At 74.8% G+C, this 17,048-nt stretch carries 19 protein-coding genes; 17 read left to right on the plus strand and 2 right to left on the minus strand.

Annotated features, from left to right (window positions below; all coding sequences use genetic code 11):
- Positions 1-73: 73 nt before the first annotated feature.
- The 8 genes from ACF0H8_RS03120 (at position 74) to ACF0H8_RS03155 (ending at position 7,285) form a co-directional block, all read left to right on the plus strand.
- Positions 74-898 carry a hypothetical protein gene (locus ACF0H8_RS03120; protein ID WP_395287532.1) on the plus strand — a complete coding sequence of 275 codons (825 nt, stop codon included), beginning with the start codon at positions 74-76 and terminating at the stop codon, positions 896-898.
- Complete coding sequence (locus tag ACF0H8_RS03125) at positions 895-1,374, plus strand: phage holin family protein (protein ID WP_395287533.1); 480 nt, start codon at positions 895-897, stop codon at positions 1,372-1,374. Before ACF0H8_RS03120 ends, ACF0H8_RS03125 begins: the two co-directional genes overlap by 4 nt.
- Positions 1,371-2,126 carry a DUF3618 domain-containing protein gene (locus ACF0H8_RS03130; protein ID WP_395287534.1) on the plus strand — a complete coding sequence of 252 codons (756 nt, stop codon included), beginning with the start codon at positions 1,371-1,373 and terminating at the stop codon, positions 2,124-2,126. The genes ACF0H8_RS03125 and ACF0H8_RS03130 overlap by 4 nt, the downstream gene beginning before the upstream one ends.
- An 88-nt stretch (positions 2,127-2,214) precedes the next feature.
- The gene (locus tag ACF0H8_RS03135) at positions 2,215-2,769 is read left to right on the plus strand and encodes an SRPBCC family protein (RefSeq protein ID WP_395287535.1); all 555 of its coding nucleotides are present in this window, start codon (positions 2,215-2,217) and stop codon (positions 2,767-2,769) included.
- 91 nt (positions 2,770-2,860) lie between these two features.
- A complete protein-coding gene (locus tag ACF0H8_RS03140; RefSeq protein WP_395287536.1) occupies positions 2,861-4,081 on the plus strand; it encodes an aminotransferase class I/II-fold pyridoxal phosphate-dependent enzyme in 1,221 nt (406 codons plus the stop codon).
- 674 nt (positions 4,082-4,755) lie between these two features.
- The gene (locus ACF0H8_RS03145; protein ID WP_395287537.1) at positions 4,756-5,742 is read left to right on the plus strand and encodes a methionine ABC transporter ATP-binding protein; all 987 of its coding nucleotides are present in this window, start codon (positions 4,756-4,758) and stop codon (positions 5,740-5,742) included.
- The gene (locus ACF0H8_RS03150; protein ID WP_395287538.1) at positions 5,739-6,440 is read left to right on the plus strand and encodes a methionine ABC transporter permease; all 702 of its coding nucleotides are present in this window, start codon (positions 5,739-5,741) and stop codon (positions 6,438-6,440) included. Before ACF0H8_RS03145 ends, ACF0H8_RS03150 begins: the two co-directional genes overlap by 4 nt.
- A 29-nt stretch (positions 6,441-6,469) precedes the next feature.
- Positions 6,470-7,285, plus strand: a complete 816-nt coding sequence (locus ACF0H8_RS03155; RefSeq protein ID WP_395287539.1) for a MetQ/NlpA family ABC transporter substrate-binding protein — start codon at positions 6,470-6,472, stop codon at positions 7,283-7,285.
- A 160-nt stretch (positions 7,286-7,445) separates the two neighbouring features.
- Here the strand turns inward: ACF0H8_RS03155 and ACF0H8_RS03160 are convergent, their stop codons facing one another.
- Positions 7,446-8,441, minus strand: a complete 996-nt coding sequence (locus ACF0H8_RS03160) for an ABC transporter ATP-binding protein (RefSeq protein ID WP_395287540.1) — start codon at positions 8,439-8,441, stop codon at positions 7,446-7,448.
- Positions 8,442-8,487: 46 nt separating this feature from the next.
- Here ACF0H8_RS03160 and ACF0H8_RS03165 point away from each other — a divergent pair, with 46 nt between their 5' ends.
- From ACF0H8_RS03165 to ACF0H8_RS03180, 4 genes are all read left to right on the plus strand, one after another.
- Entirely contained in the window at positions 8,488-9,159 is a 672-nt protein-coding gene (locus ACF0H8_RS03165) for an ABC transporter permease (protein WP_395287541.1), read from the plus strand.
- Positions 9,156-9,866: an ABC transporter permease gene (locus tag ACF0H8_RS03170; RefSeq protein ID WP_395287542.1), complete on the plus strand. Its 711-nt coding sequence runs from the start codon at positions 9,156-9,158 to the stop codon at positions 9,864-9,866. Before ACF0H8_RS03165 ends, ACF0H8_RS03170 begins: the two co-directional genes overlap by 4 nt.
- Positions 9,867-9,980: 114 nt before the next feature.
- On the plus strand, positions 9,981-10,982 hold the full coding sequence (locus ACF0H8_RS03175) for a glycine betaine ABC transporter substrate-binding protein (RefSeq protein ID WP_395287543.1): 1,002 nt from the start codon (positions 9,981-9,983) through the stop codon (positions 10,980-10,982).
- 242 nt (positions 10,983-11,224) lie between these two features.
- On the plus strand, positions 11,225-12,070 hold the full coding sequence (locus tag ACF0H8_RS03180; RefSeq protein ID WP_395287544.1) for an amino acid-binding protein: 846 nt from the start codon (positions 11,225-11,227) through the stop codon (positions 12,068-12,070).
- Positions 12,071-12,227: 157 nt separating this feature from the next.
- Here ACF0H8_RS03180 and ACF0H8_RS03185 read toward each other — a convergent pair whose 3' ends face one another.
- On the minus strand, positions 12,228-12,827 hold the full coding sequence (locus ACF0H8_RS03185) for a protein-L-isoaspartate O-methyltransferase (protein ID WP_395287545.1): 600 nt from the start codon (positions 12,825-12,827) through the stop codon (positions 12,228-12,230).
- Positions 12,828-12,907: 80 nt separating this feature from the next.
- Here ACF0H8_RS03185 and ACF0H8_RS03190 point away from each other — a divergent pair, with 80 nt between their 5' ends.
- From ACF0H8_RS03190 to ACF0H8_RS03210, 5 genes are all read left to right on the plus strand, one after another.
- On the plus strand, positions 12,908-13,567 hold the full coding sequence (locus ACF0H8_RS03190) for a histidine phosphatase family protein (RefSeq protein WP_395287546.1): 660 nt from the start codon (positions 12,908-12,910) through the stop codon (positions 13,565-13,567).
- Between the two features lie 96 nt (positions 13,568-13,663).
- The gene (locus ACF0H8_RS03195; protein ID WP_395287547.1) at positions 13,664-14,680 is read left to right on the plus strand and encodes a Gfo/Idh/MocA family protein; all 1,017 of its coding nucleotides are present in this window, start codon (positions 13,664-13,666) and stop codon (positions 14,678-14,680) included.
- Positions 14,681-14,813: 133 nt separating this feature from the next.
- Complete coding sequence (locus ACF0H8_RS03200; protein WP_395287548.1) at positions 14,814-15,047, plus strand: hypothetical protein; 234 nt, start codon at positions 14,814-14,816, stop codon at positions 15,045-15,047.
- A gap of 51 nt (positions 15,048-15,098) precedes the next feature.
- On the plus strand, positions 15,099-16,283 hold the full coding sequence (locus ACF0H8_RS03205; protein WP_395287549.1) for an FAD-dependent oxidoreductase: 1,185 nt from the start codon (positions 15,099-15,101) through the stop codon (positions 16,281-16,283).
- A 107-nt stretch (positions 16,284-16,390) separates the two neighbouring features.
- Positions 16,391-16,945 carry a gluconokinase gene (locus tag ACF0H8_RS03210; RefSeq protein WP_395287550.1) on the plus strand — a complete coding sequence of 185 codons (555 nt, stop codon included), beginning with the start codon at positions 16,391-16,393 and terminating at the stop codon, positions 16,943-16,945.
- The last annotated feature ends 103 nt before the right edge of the window (positions 16,946-17,048 follow it).

Genomic DNA, 17,048 nt, shown 5'->3' on the forward strand with positions numbered 1-17,048 from the left:
GACGGGTGTGCCGGCACAGCCGCCGGTGTATCCGCCGGCGGGGAGCACGGCGCCGGCCGGGGGTGAGGGTGGCGTGAAGGAGGCCGCCAAGGAGGAGGCGTCGCAGGTGGCGCAGACCGCCGGTGAGGGGGCCCAGGAGGTCAGGGAGACGGCCAGGGAGAAGGCCGTGGAGACGGCCGAGGTCGCCAAGGACACGGTGCGGCAGACGGCGGAGCAGGCGCGCTACCAGGCGCGGGACCTCCTCGAGCAGGGCCGCAGCGAGCTGAGCGGGCAGGCCTCGAGCCAGCAGCAGCGCCTGGCCGGGGGGCTGCGCTCGTTGTCCGGGGACCTGGGGTCGCTGGCGTCGGGGCAGGGGGGCGCGGACTCCATGGCCGCGGACCTGGCCCGGCAGGTCTCGGAGTACGTGGACCGGGCCGGGGCGTGGCTGGAGCAGCGGGAGCCGGGTGAGGTGCTGCAGGAGGTCTCGCGGTACGCGCGGCGGCATCCGGGGGCGTTCATGGCGATCTCGGCGGGGCTGGGCCTGCTGGTCGGGCGGGTCGCGCGGAGCATGAAGGACGAGTCCTCCCAGGCCTCCGGCACCGCCCGCCACGCGGCCGGCTACGGCGCGGACTACCCCGCCTACACGGGCACCGGGTACGCCACCACCGGCGCGGAGTACGCCGGGACGGGCGCCGGCTACACGGGCACGGGCACGGGTTACACCGGGACCGCCGCCGGCACGGGCGCGGCGAGCGGGTACCCCGCGGACTACGGCATCGGGGCCCGCAGCCAGGCTGGCGACTCCCCGGCGATCGAGTACGCGCCCGGCTACGGCACGCCGACGACCGGGGCGAACCCCTCGGCCACCGGACCGGCCACCGTCGACGAGGACTATCGCGGCACGGGTGGCGAGCGATGAGCACGCAGTTCGAGCCGGGGTCGCAGCCGCTGGGCGGGGGTGGCGCGCCGGTGGGCGGGGCGTCGGCGCCGCGGGCGGAGTCGGCGTCGGTGGGTGAGCTGTTCGGCGAGGTCAGCCGGGACCTGTCGACGCTGATCCGTCAGGAGATCGCGCTGGCCAAGGCCGAGACGACCGAGTCGGCCAGGCAGGCGGGCAAGGGCGCGGGCATGCTCGGCGGGGCGGCCTGGGCGACCCACTTCGTGCTGCTGTTCGCCTCCCTGGCGCTGTGGTGGGCGCTGGGGGCGTGGATCGGCGCCGGGGACGACCGCCCGGCGCTGGGCTGGGCCGCGCTGATCGTCGCGGCCCTGTGGGCGGTCGTCGCCGCGGTGCTCGCCGCCCGGGGCCGCAAGCAGCTGCGGCAGACCCGCGGGCTGCCCGACACGGCCGAGTCCGTGAAGAAGATTCCCGACGCGCTGAAGGGACAGGAGACCCCATGAGCAGCTACGACCCCACCGACGACACCACGATCACCCCGGCCACGAGCACCGACCCCGACCGCATCCGCGCCGACATCGAGGCCACCCGCACCTCGCTGAGCGGCAACGTCGACGCGCTGACCGAGAAGGTCTCCCCGGCCCGGATCGCCGAGCGCCAGAGCGAGAAGGTCAGGGGCGCCGTCTCCGGCGTCAAGGACCGGGTCTTCGGCGCCGCCGAGGACGCCCGCGAGGCGGCGCTGGGCGCCAAGGACTCCGCCACCGGGACGGTGCGCGGGGCGGCCGGGTCGGTGCGCGAGGGCGCCGGGTCCGCGGCCGAGACCGCCAAGGCCGCCCCCGGGCAGGTCAAGGCCCGGGCCGAGGGCAACCCGCTCGCGGCCGGCCTGGTCGCCTTCGGGCTGGGCCTGCTGGGGGCCTCGCTGATCCCGTCCTCGCGCCAGGAGCGCCAGGTCGTGGGCCAGGTCAAGGACTCCGACGCCCTGCAGGCGGTGACCGCCGAGGCCAGGGGCGCCGCCCAGGAGATGGGCCAGGCCCTGCGCGAGCCCGCCCGGGCCGCCGCCCAGGACGTCAAGGACACCGCCACCACCGGCGCCCAGGACGTCAAGGACACCGCCACCACCGGCGCCCAGGACGTCAAGGACACCGCCACCACCGCCGGCCAGGACGTCAAGGACCAGGCCCAGCACTCCACCCAGACCGTCAAGGACACCGGCACAAGCGAGAACGACCGGCCCGGCATGGGCTCGGCGTACTGACGGACACGGCACGCGGACGAGGACCCCGGCCCGGGGTCCTCGTTCTGCGCGTACCCGCTCGCCGCTGCGCGGGCAGGTCGGAGGAAGCATGAGCAGCACCGAGATCAACACCGACATGACGCGTCACCCGCTGGGCGAGGCCAGCCCGCAGGGCGGGAGCAACACCGTCCTGGCCTTCCACCGGCACTACCTCTTCCCGCCCGAGCGGGTGTGGGCGGCGATCACGGACCCGGAAGAGACCGAGAAGTGGTGGGCCGCCTCCCGCGGGCGCCTGGCGCCGGGGGAGCGGTTCGAGCTGCGGTGGCTCAACGGCCGCGACGAGGAGCTGGAGTGGTGGCCCGGCGAGGTCGTCGCGGTGGAGCCGCCGCGGCTGCTCGAGATCACCAACCGCGAGCACGGCAGCATCCGTTTCGAGCTCACCGAGGCCGACGCCGACGGCCTGCCCGGGACGTGGCTGACGTTCACCAACGTCATCTCCGCCGAGCCCGAGCAGGTCCGGATGTCGCTCGCCGGCTGGCACGTGCACCTCGACCACCTCCAGGAGGCGCTGGAGGGCCGCCGGGTGGACTGGGCCCGGTGGCACGACGACGTCTACCCTGCCTGGGAGGCCGTCTACCGGGAGTACACCGACGCCGCCGGCTGAGGGACCGGCCACGGCGCCCGATGAGGCCCGCGGCCGTCCGGCCAGCGGGCCGCCCGGACCCCTGCCCGGCGTCCGGAGGCAGAATCGCGGCATGTCACACGGCCACTGGACCGAGGTCGCGCGATCGGTCGGGCTCCTCGCCCCCGACGGCGCCGTCGCCTCGACGATCTTCGCGGAGATGTCCGCGCTCGCCCAGCGCACCGGCGCGATCAACCTCGGTCAGGGCTTCCCGGACGTCGACGGCCCGCAGCACCTCAAGGACGCCGCCGTCGCCGCGATCCAGGGCGGGGACAACCAGTACCCGCCCGGCCCGGGCGTGCCGGCGATGCTGGACGCCGTGGCCGCGCACCAGCGACGCTGCTACGGGCTGGAGGTGGACCCGCGGACGGAGGTGCTCGTCACCGCCGGGGCCACGGAGGCGCTGGCGGCCACCGTCCTGGCGCTGGCCGGACCGGGCGACGAGGTGGTCACGCTCGAGCCGTACTACGACTCCTACGCCGCGGCGATCGCCCTGACCGGCGCCGTCCACCGGACCATCCCGCTGCGCCCCACGCCCGGCGGCTTCCGCCTGGACCCTGCCGACGTCGAGGCCGCGTTCTCCTCGCGCACCCGCCTCCTGCTGGTCAACACCCCGCACAACCCCACCGGCACGGTGCTCACGCGGGAGGAGCTGGCGGTCCTGGCCGACGCCGCCGTCGCCCACGACGCCCTCGTCGTCACCGACGAGGTCTACGAGCACCTCACCTACGACGGCGCCGCCCACGTGCCCATGGCGACCCTCCCCGGCATGGCCGCGCGCACCGTCACGATCTCCTCCGCCGGCAAGTCGCTGTCCTTCACGGGCTGGAAGGTCGGCTGGCTCCACGCCCGCGCCGACCTGGTCACCGCCATCCGCACGGTCAAGCAGTTCCTCACCTACGTGGCGTCCGGCCCCTTCCAGCACGCGGTGGCCGTGGGCCTTCTCGACGAGGACGGGCGCACCGGGGCCTACGTCGCCTCGCTCGCCGCCTCCCTGCAGGAGCGCCGTGACCTGCTCGCCGGCGCCCTCGCCGAGGCCGGGTTCGCGCCGGTCACCCCGCGCGGCACGTACTTCGTCGTCGCCGACGGCGCCCCCCTCGGCTACCCGGACGGTGTGGATCTGTGCCGTGAGCTGCCCGAGCGTGCGGGCGTGGTGGGCGTCCCGGTCTCCGCCTTCTGCACGCCCGGCGGGCCGGTCGCCGAGGAGCTGCGGTCCTACGTCCGCTTCACCTACGTCAAGGAGCGGGCGACCCTCGAGCGGGCCGCCGCCGGGCTCGCCCGGCTCAGGGGCTGATCAGGCGCGCCGGGGCGCCGTGCGACGCACGCTAGCCCGGCCGGCGGGCGAAGCGCGTCCGCCCGGCCCGGCTCCGGGGCTCTCCTGCGCGCCGCCGGCCCCCCCAGGGCGCGCCCGCCGGAAGTGGGATACCTCCGCCGAGGTAGAACGTCTCGACCGAGTTAGTACGGGCCAGCACGGCGTGGCGTTCTACCTCGGCGTGAACTCTCTACCTCGGCGCGAACGGTCTACCTGGGCACCGGAACTACGTCGGCGCGAACGCTCTACCTGGGCGCTACGTCGGCCGCGAACGGTCTGCCTGGGCACCGGCACTACGTCGGCGCGAACGCTCTACCTGGGCGCTACGTCGGCCGCGAACGGTCTGCCTGGGCACCGGCACTACGTCGGCGCGAACGCTCTACCTGGGCGCTACGTCGGCGCGAACGGTCTGCCTGGGCACCGGCACTACCTCGGCACCGCGCTACCCACCAGCCGGCCCGGCCGCGCGCAACGGTGCGCGGGCACAGCCGCCGGTTCTTCCGCGCCGGGGCACGGTGGCCGGGCTGGGGTGTGGGGCGGCTCACGCGCCGGAGTGTGAGACATCGGGTCCGTACGGTGGACGGCCGGGCGCCGCAGGGGTCACATTCGGGAGGGTCCGGTGACCGCCGGGCGTCCGTGACCACCGTGGAGGGTTGATGATCTCCGTCGTCGACGTGTCCAAGACCTTCCGGTCCGGTGACCGGGAGGTCCGAGCCCTCGACCACGTCAGCCTCGACGTCGCCAGCGGCGAGATCTTCGGGATCGTGGGGCAGTCCGGCGCCGGCAAGAGCACCCTCATCCGGACGATCAACGCCCTGGAACGTCCCGACAGCGGCACGGTGACCGTGGACCGGGAGGAGATCTCCTCGCTGCAGGGCCGCGAGCTGCGCCTGGCCCGCCGCCGGACCGGGATGATCTTCCAGCACTTCAACCTCCTCAGCTCCCGCACGGTGCAGGGCAACGTCGAGCTCGCGCTGGAGATCGCCGGCACCGGACGCGCCGAGCGTCGGACCCGCGCCGCGGAGATCCTCGAGCTGGTGGGCCTCACGGAGCAACGCCGGGCGTATCCCGCCCAGCTCTCCGGCGGGCAGAAGCAGCGGGTCGGCATCGCCCGGGCCCTCGCCACCAACCCCTCCGTGCTGCTCAGCGACGAGGCGACCTCCGCCCTCGACCCGGAGACCACGCGCTCGGTGCTGGACCTCATCAAGCGGCTCAGCCGCGAGCTGGGCCTGACGGTCCTGCTCATCACCCACGAGATGGACGTCATCAAGCGCGTGTGCGACTCGGCCGCGGTGATGGCGGACGGCCGCATCTTCGAACAGGGGCCGGTGGACCAGCTGCTCACCACCGAGGGCTCACTGCTCGCCGCCTCTCTCTTCGAGCTCGGCGAGCTCCCGCCGGAACGGGGCACGACCATCATCGACGTCACCTTCACCAAGACCACGTCCAGCCGCCCGGTCGTGGCCCAGCTGGCGCGCACCCACAACCTCGACGTGGGGATCCTCGGCGCCGCCATCGAGACGATCCACGACGGCGGGCAGACGGGCCGCACCCGCCTCGAGATCCCGGGCAGCACCGAGCAGGTCCGTGCGGCGCTCGACGACCTGCGCGGCCAGGGGCTGTTCGTGGAGGTGGTCCGGTGATCGACCGCAGCGACCCCGACTTCTGGCCGGACCTGTTCGCGACCGTCCTGGAGGCGAGCGGCCAGACCGCCTACATGGTGCTGGTCTCGCTCCTGCTCACCGTCGTCCTCGGCCTGGCGATCGGCGTGCTGCTGGTAGAAACCGAGCGCGGCGGGCTGCTGGCCCGGCCGCTGCGCTCCCGCGCCCTGGGCCGGGTCGTCAACCGGACCCTGCAGCTGATCGTCAACATCGGCCGCTCCGTGCCGTTCATCATCCTGATGATCCTGCTCATCCCGGTCACCCGGACGATCGTGGGCACCGGCTTCGGGCCGACAGCCGCGATCGTGCCCCTGACCGTGGCCGGCATCCCCTTCTACGCCCGGCTGGTGGAGATCGCGATCCGCGAGGTGCCCGCCGGCGTCGTCGAGGCCGCGGAGTCACTGGGCGCCGGCCGCTGGACGATCCTCACCAAGGTGCTCATCGCCGAGTCCCTGCCGGCCCTGACGCTGGGGCTGTCGACGACCGTGGTCTCGCTGATCACCTACTCCGCGATGGTGGGCACGGTCGGCGGCGGCGGCCTCGGCGACGTCGCGTACCGCTACGGCTACCAGCGCTACAGCGTCGAGTACATGCTCGTCGTCGTCGTGATCCTGGTCGTCGTCGTACAGATCCTGCAGAGCCTGGGCAACCGCCTCGCCGGGGCCCTCTCGCACCGCTGACCCCTCCACCCCGCTAGCGAAGGACACCCATGACCCGCCCCCGCACCATGATCCTGACCGGCGCCACCGCGCTCACCGCCGCCCTCGTCCTGAGCGCCTGCGGCTCCGCCTCCGGCGAGGAGGAGGCCGCCGCGGAGGACACCATCCGCGTCGGCGCCCTGGCGGTCCCGGCCGGTGACATGCTGAACTTCCTCGCCGAGGACCTTGCCCCCGAGGCCGGCCTCACCATCGAGTACACGGAGTTCAGCGACTACAACACGCCGAACCCCGCGCTGGTGGAGGGCTCGATCGACGCGAACCTCTTCCAGAACACCACCTTCATGGAGACCTTCAACGAGGCCCAGGGCGAGGACCTGGTGAGCGTGGGCGAGGTCTACCTGCCGCCCATGGCCCTGTACTCGGACAAGTTCGACAGCCTCGAGGACCTGCCGGACGGCGCGAGCATCGCCGTCCCGAACGACCCGACCAACGAGGGCCGGGCGCTGAAGCTGCTCGCCCAGCACGGGCTGATCGAGGTGACCGAGCAGCCGACGACCCTCGACGACATCACCGCCAACCCGCGGGGCCTGGAGTTCATCGAGATCGAGAACGCCTCGCTGCCGCAGGCCGTCCCGGACCAGGACGCCGCGATCGTCACCGCCGCCTTCGCCATGCCGGCCGGCCTGACCGTGGACCAGCAGCTGCTCTCCGAGGGCACCGACAGCGAGTACTACAACGTCCTGGCCACCACTCCCGAGCTCGCGGACGACCCCCGCATCGAGAAGCTCTACGAGCTACTCACCTCCGACGAGATGGCGACCTGGCTGGAGGAGGAGTACGAGGGCCTGATCATCCCGGCCGAGTGACGACATAGGGGCGCCCGCGTGCCGACGGTGCGTGGGCGCCTCTCATTCGCTGCCCACGTTGTCGACGACGCGCGTGAAACTCGGTCCGCCGCGCTCGGCCGCCGACGCTCGAGCGCGCACGCCCGCCGAGGCTGCCCGACCGCCGTGCCGCTCGCAGCCGTCAGCGACGCTCCGCCGCCGCGGCCGCCGCGCGGCGCAGCGCGGCGTGGAAGCCGGACAGCGTCAGCGCCCCGACGGTCCCGCCGTCCGCGCCGACCACCGGCACGACCCCCTCCGGGCTCGCCGTCAGGGCGGAGAACGCCCGGTCCAGCGGGTCGCCCAGCCGCACGGCGGGCGCGGACCGGGCGGCGTCCGCGGCGGACGGCGTGACGTCCTGGGCCCCCAGCCGGGCCAGTGAGAGCAGGCGCACCGAGGAGTCCCCGATGAAGGTCTCGACGAACGGCGTCGCCGGCCGGGTCAGCACGGTTACCGGGGCGTCCACCTGCTCCAGCCGGCCGCCCTGGCTGAGCACGGCCACCCGGTCCCCGAGCAGCACCGCCTCGTCGATGTCGTGCGTCACCAGCAGCACCGTGGTGCCCAGCTCGTCGTGGATCCGGCGGAACTCCGTCTGCAGCGCCCGCCGTCCCTCGGGGTCGACGGCGCCGAAGGGTTCGTCCATGAGCAGCACCCGCGGGTTCGCCGCGAGGGCCCGGGCCACCCCCACGCGCTGCCGCTGGCCGCCGGAGAGCTCGTGCGGGTAGCGGCGGCCGTACACCGCCGGGTCCAGCCCCACCATGGTCAGCAGCTCGGACACGCGCTCGTCGGTGCGGCGGCGGTCCCACTCGAGCAGCCCGGGGACGGTGGCCACGTTCTGCGCGACGGTGCGGTGGGGGAACAGCCCGACGTTCTGGATCACGTAGCCGATGCCGCGGCGCAGCCGCACGGGATCCTGCCCGGCCACGTCCGCGCCGTCGAGCAGCACCCGGCCGCCGGTGGGCTCCACCAGCCGGTTGACCATCCGCAGCAGCGTGGACTTCCCGGAGCCGGACGGCCCGACCAGGGTGAGGAGCTCGTGCTCCCGGACGTCGAGGTCCAGGCGCCCGACGGCGACGGTGCCGTCCGCGAAGCGCTTGGTGACGCCCTCGAAGCGGATGAGCGGCGCGGAGGACTCGGGCACCCTCCGACGGTACCGGCGCCCGTGGTCGCGAGGTAGCGTCGCCCGGGTGAGCGCGCCGACCGCCGCGGCCAACCCGTGGCTCTCCTGGGACTACCTGGAGAACAACTGGTCCGACGTGGCCCGGTACACCGGGCAGCACGTGAGCCTCACCGTCGAGGCGGTGCTGGCCGCGATCGTCATCGCCGTGCCGCTGGCCCTCCTCGCCCACCGCCTGCCGGCCCTGGGCGCGGCCGCAGTGGGCACCTCGGCGGTCCTGTACACGGTGCCCTCGCTGGCGCTGTTCGGGCTGCTCGTGCCGCTCACCGGTATCGGCCGGACCACCGTGCTCATCGGGCTGACGGCGTACGCGCTGCTGGTGCTGGTGCGCAACACCCTCGTCGGGCTCCAGGGCGTCCCGCCGGACGTCGTCGACGCGGCGCGCGGGATGGGCTACTCCCCGGCGCGCCGGCTCCTCACCGTCGAGCTGCCCCTGGCCCTGCCCGCCGTCATCACCGGGGTCCGCCTGGCGACCGTCTCCACGGTGGCGCTGGTGACCGTCGGTGTCGTGGTCGGCTACGGCGGCCTGGGGCAGCTGATGTACCGCGGGTTCAACTCCGGCTACCGCGCCGAGATCATGACCGCCGCCCTGCTGTGCCTCGGGATCGCGCTCGTCGCCGACCTGGTGCTGCTCGCCCTCGGCCGCGCCGTCACCCCGTGGCTGCGCCGGAGGTCCCGATGAGAGAGGTGCTGCGCGACGCGTACCGCTACGTCAACGACCCGCTGAGCTGGACCGGACCGGGCGGGATCCTCGACCTGCTCGGCGACCACCTCTGGATGACCCTCGTGGCCGTGCTCCTCGGCGCCGCCGTCGCGCTCCCGCTCGGGCTGTGGCTGGGGCACACCGGCCGCGGCGGCACCCTCGTGGTCGGCGTCGCGAACCTCACCCGGGCCATCCCGACCCTGGCGCTGCTGTTCGTCCTCACCGCCGCCCTCGGGCTCGGGCAGCTGCCCACCATCCTCGCGGTGGCGATCTTCGCCGTCCCGCCGATCCTGTCCAACGCCTACACCGGGGTGCGGGAGGTGCCCGACGACGCCCGCGACGCCGGCATCGGCATGGGCATGTCGCCGCGCCGGCTGCTCACGTCGGTCGAGCTGCCGCTGGCCCTGCCGCTCATCGGCGCGGGCCTGCGCACCGCCGTCGTGCAGGTCGTCGCCACCGTGTCGCTGGCCTCCCTCGTCGGTGGCGGCGGGCTCGGGCTGGTCATCTCCAACGGGATCGCCACCCAGCGGTTCGGGCAGGCCCTCGCGGGCGCGGCGCTCGTCGTGGCGGTGTGCCTGGGCATCGAGGGGCTCCTCGCCCTCGTCCAGCGGGCCCTCACGCCGGCGCCCATGCGCACCGCGGCGCGGCCGGTGCGCGGCCACCGGGTGGCGGCCTCGGACGCCTGACGTCAGGGACCCGGCCGGCGGGACGCGCCGCCCAGACGCTTGCGTCGTCGCTGGCGACGGGATGCAATGACCCCCGTCGTCCACGCCCGGCAGGGCCCAACGGAAGGTCAGACCATGAGGGGTCGCAGGCTCAGCGCCGTCCTGTTCGCCGGTGCGCTCGGGCTCGCCGCCTGCGGCGAGCCCGGCTCCGCCGGGGGCGGCGCGCCGACGGAACCCGCGGCCACCGCCACGGCGGGGGCCGCGGCCACCTGCGAGCCGGTCCCCGACGAGCAGCTGGTGGTCCTCGAGGACGACAAGGCGCTCCAGACGGTCGACAACGTCATCCCCGCCATCCACGCCGCCGCGGCGCAGCCGGCGATGATCGCGGCCCTCGACGCCGTCTCCGCCACCCTGGACACGCCCGCCCTCATCGAGCTGAACAAGCAGGTGGACATCGAGCGGAACACCTCGAGCCAGGCCGCGGCCGGCTACTACGAGCGGGCCGGCATCGAGGTCACGGACACCTCCGGCTCCGGCGAGGTCGTGGTGGGCGCGGGCAACTTCTCGGAGTCCGCCACCCTGGCCGAGCTGTACGCCCTGGCGCTGCGTGACGCCGGCTACGCCGTGGAGGTCCGCACGATCGGCAACCGCGAGACGTACGAGCCGGCCCTGGAGTCGGGCGAGCTGACGGTGGTGCCCGAGTACGTCGGCACGCTGACGGAGTTCCTCAACCTCAAGGTCAACGGTCCCGACGCCGAGCCGCTGGCCAGCCCGGACCTGGACGCCACGGTGGAGGAGCTGCGGGGCCTGGGCGAGCAGGTCGGCCTCACGTTCGCGGCGCCGGCCGAGGCGGCGGACCAGAACGCCTACGCCGTCACCGCAGCGTTCGCCGAGGAGCACGACGTCAGCACGCTGTCAGAGCTCGCGGAGGCCTGCGGCGGGCTGGTGCTGGGCGGGCCGCCCGAGTGCCCGGACCGGCCGTTCTGCCAGCCGGGGCTGGAGGAGACCTACGGCCTGGACATCGCCGAGTTCGTCTCGCTCGACGCCGGCGGCCCGCTGACCAAGCAGGCTCTCACCTCCGGCGAGATCACGCTGGGCATGGTCTTCTCCTCCGACGCCGCCCTCGCCACCGACTGAGCCACTCTCGTGAGCGGTCACCTTCGCCGCGAGCCGTCAGCCGTGCCGTGAGCGGTCGGTTGTGCCGTCAGCGGTCAAGCGGTCATGGTCCGGCTGCGGACGGGCACGCCTCGATGCCCTCGCCGGGCCTGCGTCGTGCCTGTCGGCCGCCAGCCGAGATTCACACGTCCGCCGTGAGAACGTCCTGCGATGGTGACACCGACGCAATCAGGCTGTAACGGCCGGCCTGCACCGTAGTTCCCATGAGTACCCACGGGACCGGGATCGTCGCATCCCTGCGCTGCGAGGTGTGCGGGCAGCTGCCCCACCCGCGCAAGACCCGCCTCACCCTGGCGAACGTGGCGGCCGTGCTGCCCATCGAGCTGGTCGTCCACAGCCTCGTCGTCGACAGCGCCCTGCCCCACCTCACCAAGGTGCTCCTGCTGACGATCACGGCCACCGTCCTCGCGATCTGGGTCGCCGAACCGTCCGTCATGCGCCTGCTGCGGGCCTGGCTGCATGCGCCCACCGTGCGCGCCCGTCGCCGCCTGGAGTCCGCGCACGCCCTGTGGCGCGTGCGCACCGCCGTGCCGGACGCCCCCGGCGCACTGGAAGGGCTGGCCCACGCGCTGGCGGGACTGGGCGCCAACGTCCTCGACGTCCAGGTCCAGCCCCTGGGCGGCGAGGTCCTCGACGAGTTCGTGGTCGCCGCGCCGGACGACGTCACCGAGCGGGACCTCGTGGCTGCCGTAGCCGCGGGCGGAGGAAGCGGGACGCTGGCGTGGCCCACGACGGCGCTCGCGCTCGCCGACAGCCCGACCCGGGCGCTGAACCTGTCCGTGCGGGTGGCGGCCGAGCCCGCCGAGCTGCCTTTCGCCGTCGCCGAGCTGCTCGGCGCGGAGGTGCTGACGCCGCCGGCGGGCGCGCCCGCGCCCGTGGCGCCCGGGCCGGACGGCACCGTCCTGAAGGTCTTCTCCCCGTGGAGCGGCGCCCACTACTTCACCAGGCCCGGCCGGCCGTTCACCACCGCCGAGTCCGCCCGCGCCCACCGGCTCGCGCAGCTGGCCGAGGTGGTGGAGCTCCGTCGCACCGCCCCGGCGGGCGGGTAGCGGGCTGCATCCACGCGGCCCCGTCTCCAGCGGCAGCAGCATCCCCGACAGGAGCATGGGCGGGAAGAGGAGGCCCGGCCGCACGGTCCAGAACATCCAGTCGCGCTCGCGAGAGGCGATGCCAGCGCGTAGCTGAGCGCCCAGCCCGGCGCTGCGCTCAGTCCTCGCCGGAGGCCCGCAGCGGGACGAACTGATAGGTCCCGTACGCCCGGGTGCGCAGCTCGTCCCCGGCGCGCTCGACGACGACGAGCTCACCGCGCACCGGCACCACCATGCGGCCGCCCTCGGCCAGCTGGTCGACGAGCGTGCGGGGCATCCGGCGCGCCTCGGCGGAGACGAGGATGCGGTCGTACGGGCCGTCCTGCGGGCGGCCGAGCCGTCCCGGCACGGCCTCCTCGATCCGGGCGTCGACGCCGGCCGCGAGCAGGTTGGCCCGGCCGGTCTCGACGAGGTCCGGCTCGATCTCCACCCCGACGACCGACCCGCCCTCCCCGACCAGCCGCGCGAGCAGCGCCGTCGTCCACCCGGACCCCGAGCCGACGTCGAGGACGCGGTCGCCGGGGCGCGGGTCGAGCAGCTCCAGCATCACCTCGACGGTGCTGGGCTGGGAGCAGGTGGCCCCTTGGCCGATGCGCAGCGGCAGGTCCGCCCGGGCGAAGCGCTGCTGCGACGCGGGCAGGAAGCCGCGGCGGTCGACCGCCCCCAAGGCCTCCACCACCCGGGCGGCCGCGGCGGTCGGGTCCACGCGCCGTCGCATGCGGCCATGCTCCCGCGCGGCGCGCGCCGGCGCACGCGGCGGCTTCGCCCCGCCGCCGCCCGTAGGAGAGGATGGCGGGCATGCGACTGATCCTCGTCCGCCACGGGCAGACCTCCTCGAACGTGGCCGGGCTGCTCGACACCGGCGCTCCCGGCGCGGAGCTGACGGCGCTCGGCCACCAGCAGGCGGCCGCGCTGCCGGACGCGCTGGCCGGTCATGACATCGGGGCGCTGTGGGTCTCCACCCTCGTGCGCACCCAGCAGACCGCCGCCCCGCTCGCCGCCGCCCGCGGCCTGGACGTCGTCGTCCGCGACGGCATCCGGGAGGTCCGGGCGGGCGCGTACGAGATGCGCGGCGACGACGAGGCGGTGCGCGGGTACCTGGAGACGGTCTTCGCCTGGCCTGACGGCGGGCTGCACACCCGGATGCCCGGCGGGGAGAACGGGGTCGAGTTCCTCGGGCGCTACGACGAGGTGGTCGCCGAGATCGCCGCCTCAGGGGTGCGGACGGCGGTGCTGGTCAGCCACGGGGCCGCCATCCGCGCCTGGGTCGCCGCGCGGACCGAGAACGTGCCCGTCGAGTTCGCCGCCCGGAACCCGCTGAGCAACACCGGCGCCGTCGTGCTGGACGGCGACGTCACCGGCTGGCACGCCGTGACGTGGGAGGGAGGCGCGCTGGGCGGCCCCGCCGTGGACGCTCCCAGCACCGACGGGCCCGCCGGCGAGCCGGTCGACGCCTGAGGCGCCCCGGCCGGGACGGTCAGCCCCGCGTCTTCGAGCGCTTCGCTGTGGTGTGGCCCCCGAGCTGGCGGACCGAGCCCCGGTACGGTACGACCCATGACCGCGCCCGCCAGGCCCCCGCTGCAGACCGTCCGGTGGGGGATCATCGGCGTCGGTGACGTCACCGAGCGCAAGAGCGGACCCGGGCTGCAGCGCGCCGAGCGCTCCGAGCTCGTCGCGGTGATGCGCCGGGACGGCGCCAGGGCCGCCGACTACGCCCGCCGGCACGGGGTGGCGCGCTGGTACGACGACGCCGACGCGCTGGTCGCCGACCCCGAGGTCGACGCCGTCTACGTCGCCACGCCGCCGGACAGCCACCGCGACCACGTGCTGCGCGCCGCGGCCGCGGGCAAGCCGGTCTACGTCGAGAAGCCGATGGCCCGCACCGCCGGCGAGTGCGAGGAGATGGTCGCGGCGTGCGACGCGGCAGGCGTGCCGCTGTTCGTGGCGTACTACCGCCGCGCCATGCCGCGCTTCGCCACGGTCAAGCGGCTCCTGGACGACGGTGCCGTCGGGCGGACGCGCGCGGTGAGCGTGCGCACCCAGGGCGTGCCGGGCATGTGGGAGCCGGGCCACCTGCCGTGGCGGGTGCAGCCGCAGGTCTCGGGCGGCGGGTTGTTCGTGGACCTCGGCTCCCACACCCTGGACCTGCTGGACCACCTCCTCGGCCCGGTGGGCGCCGTCAGCGGCGCTGCCGGCAACCAGGCCGGCCGGTACCCGGCCGAGGACATCGTCACGGCGACCTTCATCTTCGCCTCGGGCGTCCAGGGCGTCGGCCTGTGGGCGTTCGACACCGCGGAGAGGCGCGACGAGGTGGAGATCGTCGGCAGCGCCGGGTCGCTGCGGTTCTCCTCCTTCGGCACCGAGCCGCTCGTGCTGCGCACGGGCGACGGCGAGCGGCTGATCGACGCGCCGTACCCCGAGGTCGTGCAGCAGCCGCTCATCCAGGCGGTCGTCGACGAGCTCACGGGCCGGGGCGCGGCGCCGAGCACCGGGCGCACCGCGTTGCGCACGGCGCGGTTCGTGGACACCGTGCTCGCCGGCTACCGCGCCGAGCACGGCATCACCTTCTAGACCGACTCCGCCGACGGCGCCTGGCGGCTGTCGTCCGTCCTGCCGGCGCAGCCCGGCGACGAGCGCCGCCTCCCGGGTGACCGTCCCGCCGCGTTCGGCGAGACTTGCCGGAGGCGGACGTCGGGAGGCGGGCATGAGGGAACGAACCAGCACGGAGCGCAACTTTCTCTCCCGGATCACCCCCGGGCAGTGGCTGGGGCTGGCCCTGGTCGTCGTCGCCGTGGTGTTCGTGCTGCAGAACCAGCGGACCGTCTCGGTCGAGCTCTTCTGGCTCGACGCCCGGGCACCGCTGTGGCTGACGCTGCTCGTCGTGCTCGTGGTCGGGTGGCTCGCCGGGGCGCTCATGGGGGGCCGCCGGCGCGGGTAGCGCCGCCGGCGCTGGTCGGCCCTTCAGCCGGCGCTGCCTACGATGGCTCCCGTGCGCACCGCCGTCGTGGTCGGGGGAGGCATCGGTGGCCTCGGCGCGGCCATCGCGCTGCGCCGCGCCGGATGGCACGTCACGGTGCTCGAGCGCAGCCCGAAGCCGGCCGAGATCGGCGCCGGCCTCACGCTGATGGCCAACGGGCAGCGGGCGCTGCGCGCGCTCGGCCTGGCGGAGGTGGTCCACGCCGACGCCCGGCCACAGGGCGGCGGCGGGATCCGCGACCCGCGCGGGCGGTGGATCGCCCGGGTCGACGGCGCGTACCTCGCGCGCACGGTGGGCACCGCGATCATCGGCATCCATCGCGAGAGCCTGCACCGGCTGCTCCGCGAGGCGCTGCCGCCCGGGGCGGTCGTGCCGGGGGCGCGCGTCACCGACGTCGTCCCGGGGCCGCCCGCCTCGGTGACCTACCGGCTCGACGGCGCGACCCGCACCGTCGGCGCCGACCTGGTTGTGGCCGCCGACGGCATCCGCAGCTTCGTCCGCGCCGCCCTGTGGCCGGGGCACCCCGGCCCGCGCTACACCGGCACCACGGCCTGGCGCGCAGTCACGCGGCGGCCGTGGACCATGGACGTCGCTGCCATGAGCACCTGGGGAGCGGGCGCGGAGTTCGGCATCGTGCCGCTCGCCGACGGGCGGGTGTACTGGTTCGCCGCCGCCCGCGCCCCCGAGGGCCGGCGGGGCACGGACGAGCTCGCGGAGGTCCGCGCGCGGTTCGGCGGCTGGCACGGACCGATCCCCGACCTGCTCGCCGCAGCCCGGCCCGAGGACGTGCTGCGTCATGACCTGTACGAACTCGCGCGGCCGCTGCCGCCCTGCCGCCGGGGCGCCGTGGTCCTGCTCGGGGACGCCGCCCACGCCATGACCCCGCACCTCGGCCAGGGCGCCGCTCAGGCGCTGGAGGACGCCGTGGTTCTGGGGGCGCTGTGCACCGGCCGCGACCTCGAGGCCGCGCTGTCCGGGTACGACCGGCTCCGCCGTCGCCGGACGCAGGCCGTCGCCGCGGCGTCGCGGTGGGCGGGGCGCCTCGGACCGGAGCTGCGCGGTGCCCCGCTCGTCGCGGCACGCGACGCGGCCCTGCGCGCGCTGCCCGCGCTGACGCTGCGGCAGGCCGCCCGCTTCACGCGGTGGACGCCACCCCGCGAGGACGGCGCACGGCCGGCGCCAGGCCCGCTCATGTGACCCATCTCGCGCGGCGCGGGCGCTGCAACCTCTGGCAAGGCGTGGCCGCGCGTGTTCGCCGTTGGATACCGTCCACGCAGTCCTCGCCAGATCGGAGCCCGCGCGCCATGACCGAGATTCCCACCACCGAGATGTCCCCGCTGCCCAAGCGGTCGAGGGGACCCCGGCACGTCATCGTCATGGGCGTCTCCGGCGGCGGCAAGACCACCCTGGCGATGATGCTCGCCGGGAAGCTCGGCTACGTCTTCGCCGAGGGCGACGAGTTCCACAGCCAGGCCAACCGCGACAAGATGCACGCCGGCATCCCGCTCGACGACGACGACCGGGCGCCCTGGCTCGCCTCCATCCGCGACTGGATGACGTCCGAGGCCCGCGTCGGCCACTCCACCGTCGTGACCTGCTCCGCGCTGAAGAAGCGCTACCGCGACGTGCTGCGCGGTGCGGAGGGGCGCACGATCTTCGTGCACATGGCCCCGCCGGTCCAGCTCACCGCCGAGCGCCTCGAGACGCGGCAGGGGCACTACATGCCCGCCAGCCTGCTCGGCTCCCAGGTGGCCACCCTCGAGGAGCTCGACGACGACGAGCCCGGCTTCAAGGTCACCTCCACCGGGACCCCGCCCGAGGTGCTGGCTGAGGTCCTGCAGATCCTCAAGGACTACTGAGTCCTTCGGCGCGCGACTGAGCGTCCCCGCCTCGGCGCCCGAGTGAGCGCTCCGGCCCTCCGCGCGCGTGGAGGGGCGCCGTTCGCCGGTGCGACCGGACGGC

Source organism: Georgenia sp. AZ-5 (assembly GCF_043952095.1).
Classification (GTDB): domain Bacteria; phylum Actinomycetota; class Actinomycetes; order Actinomycetales; family Actinomycetaceae; genus Georgenia.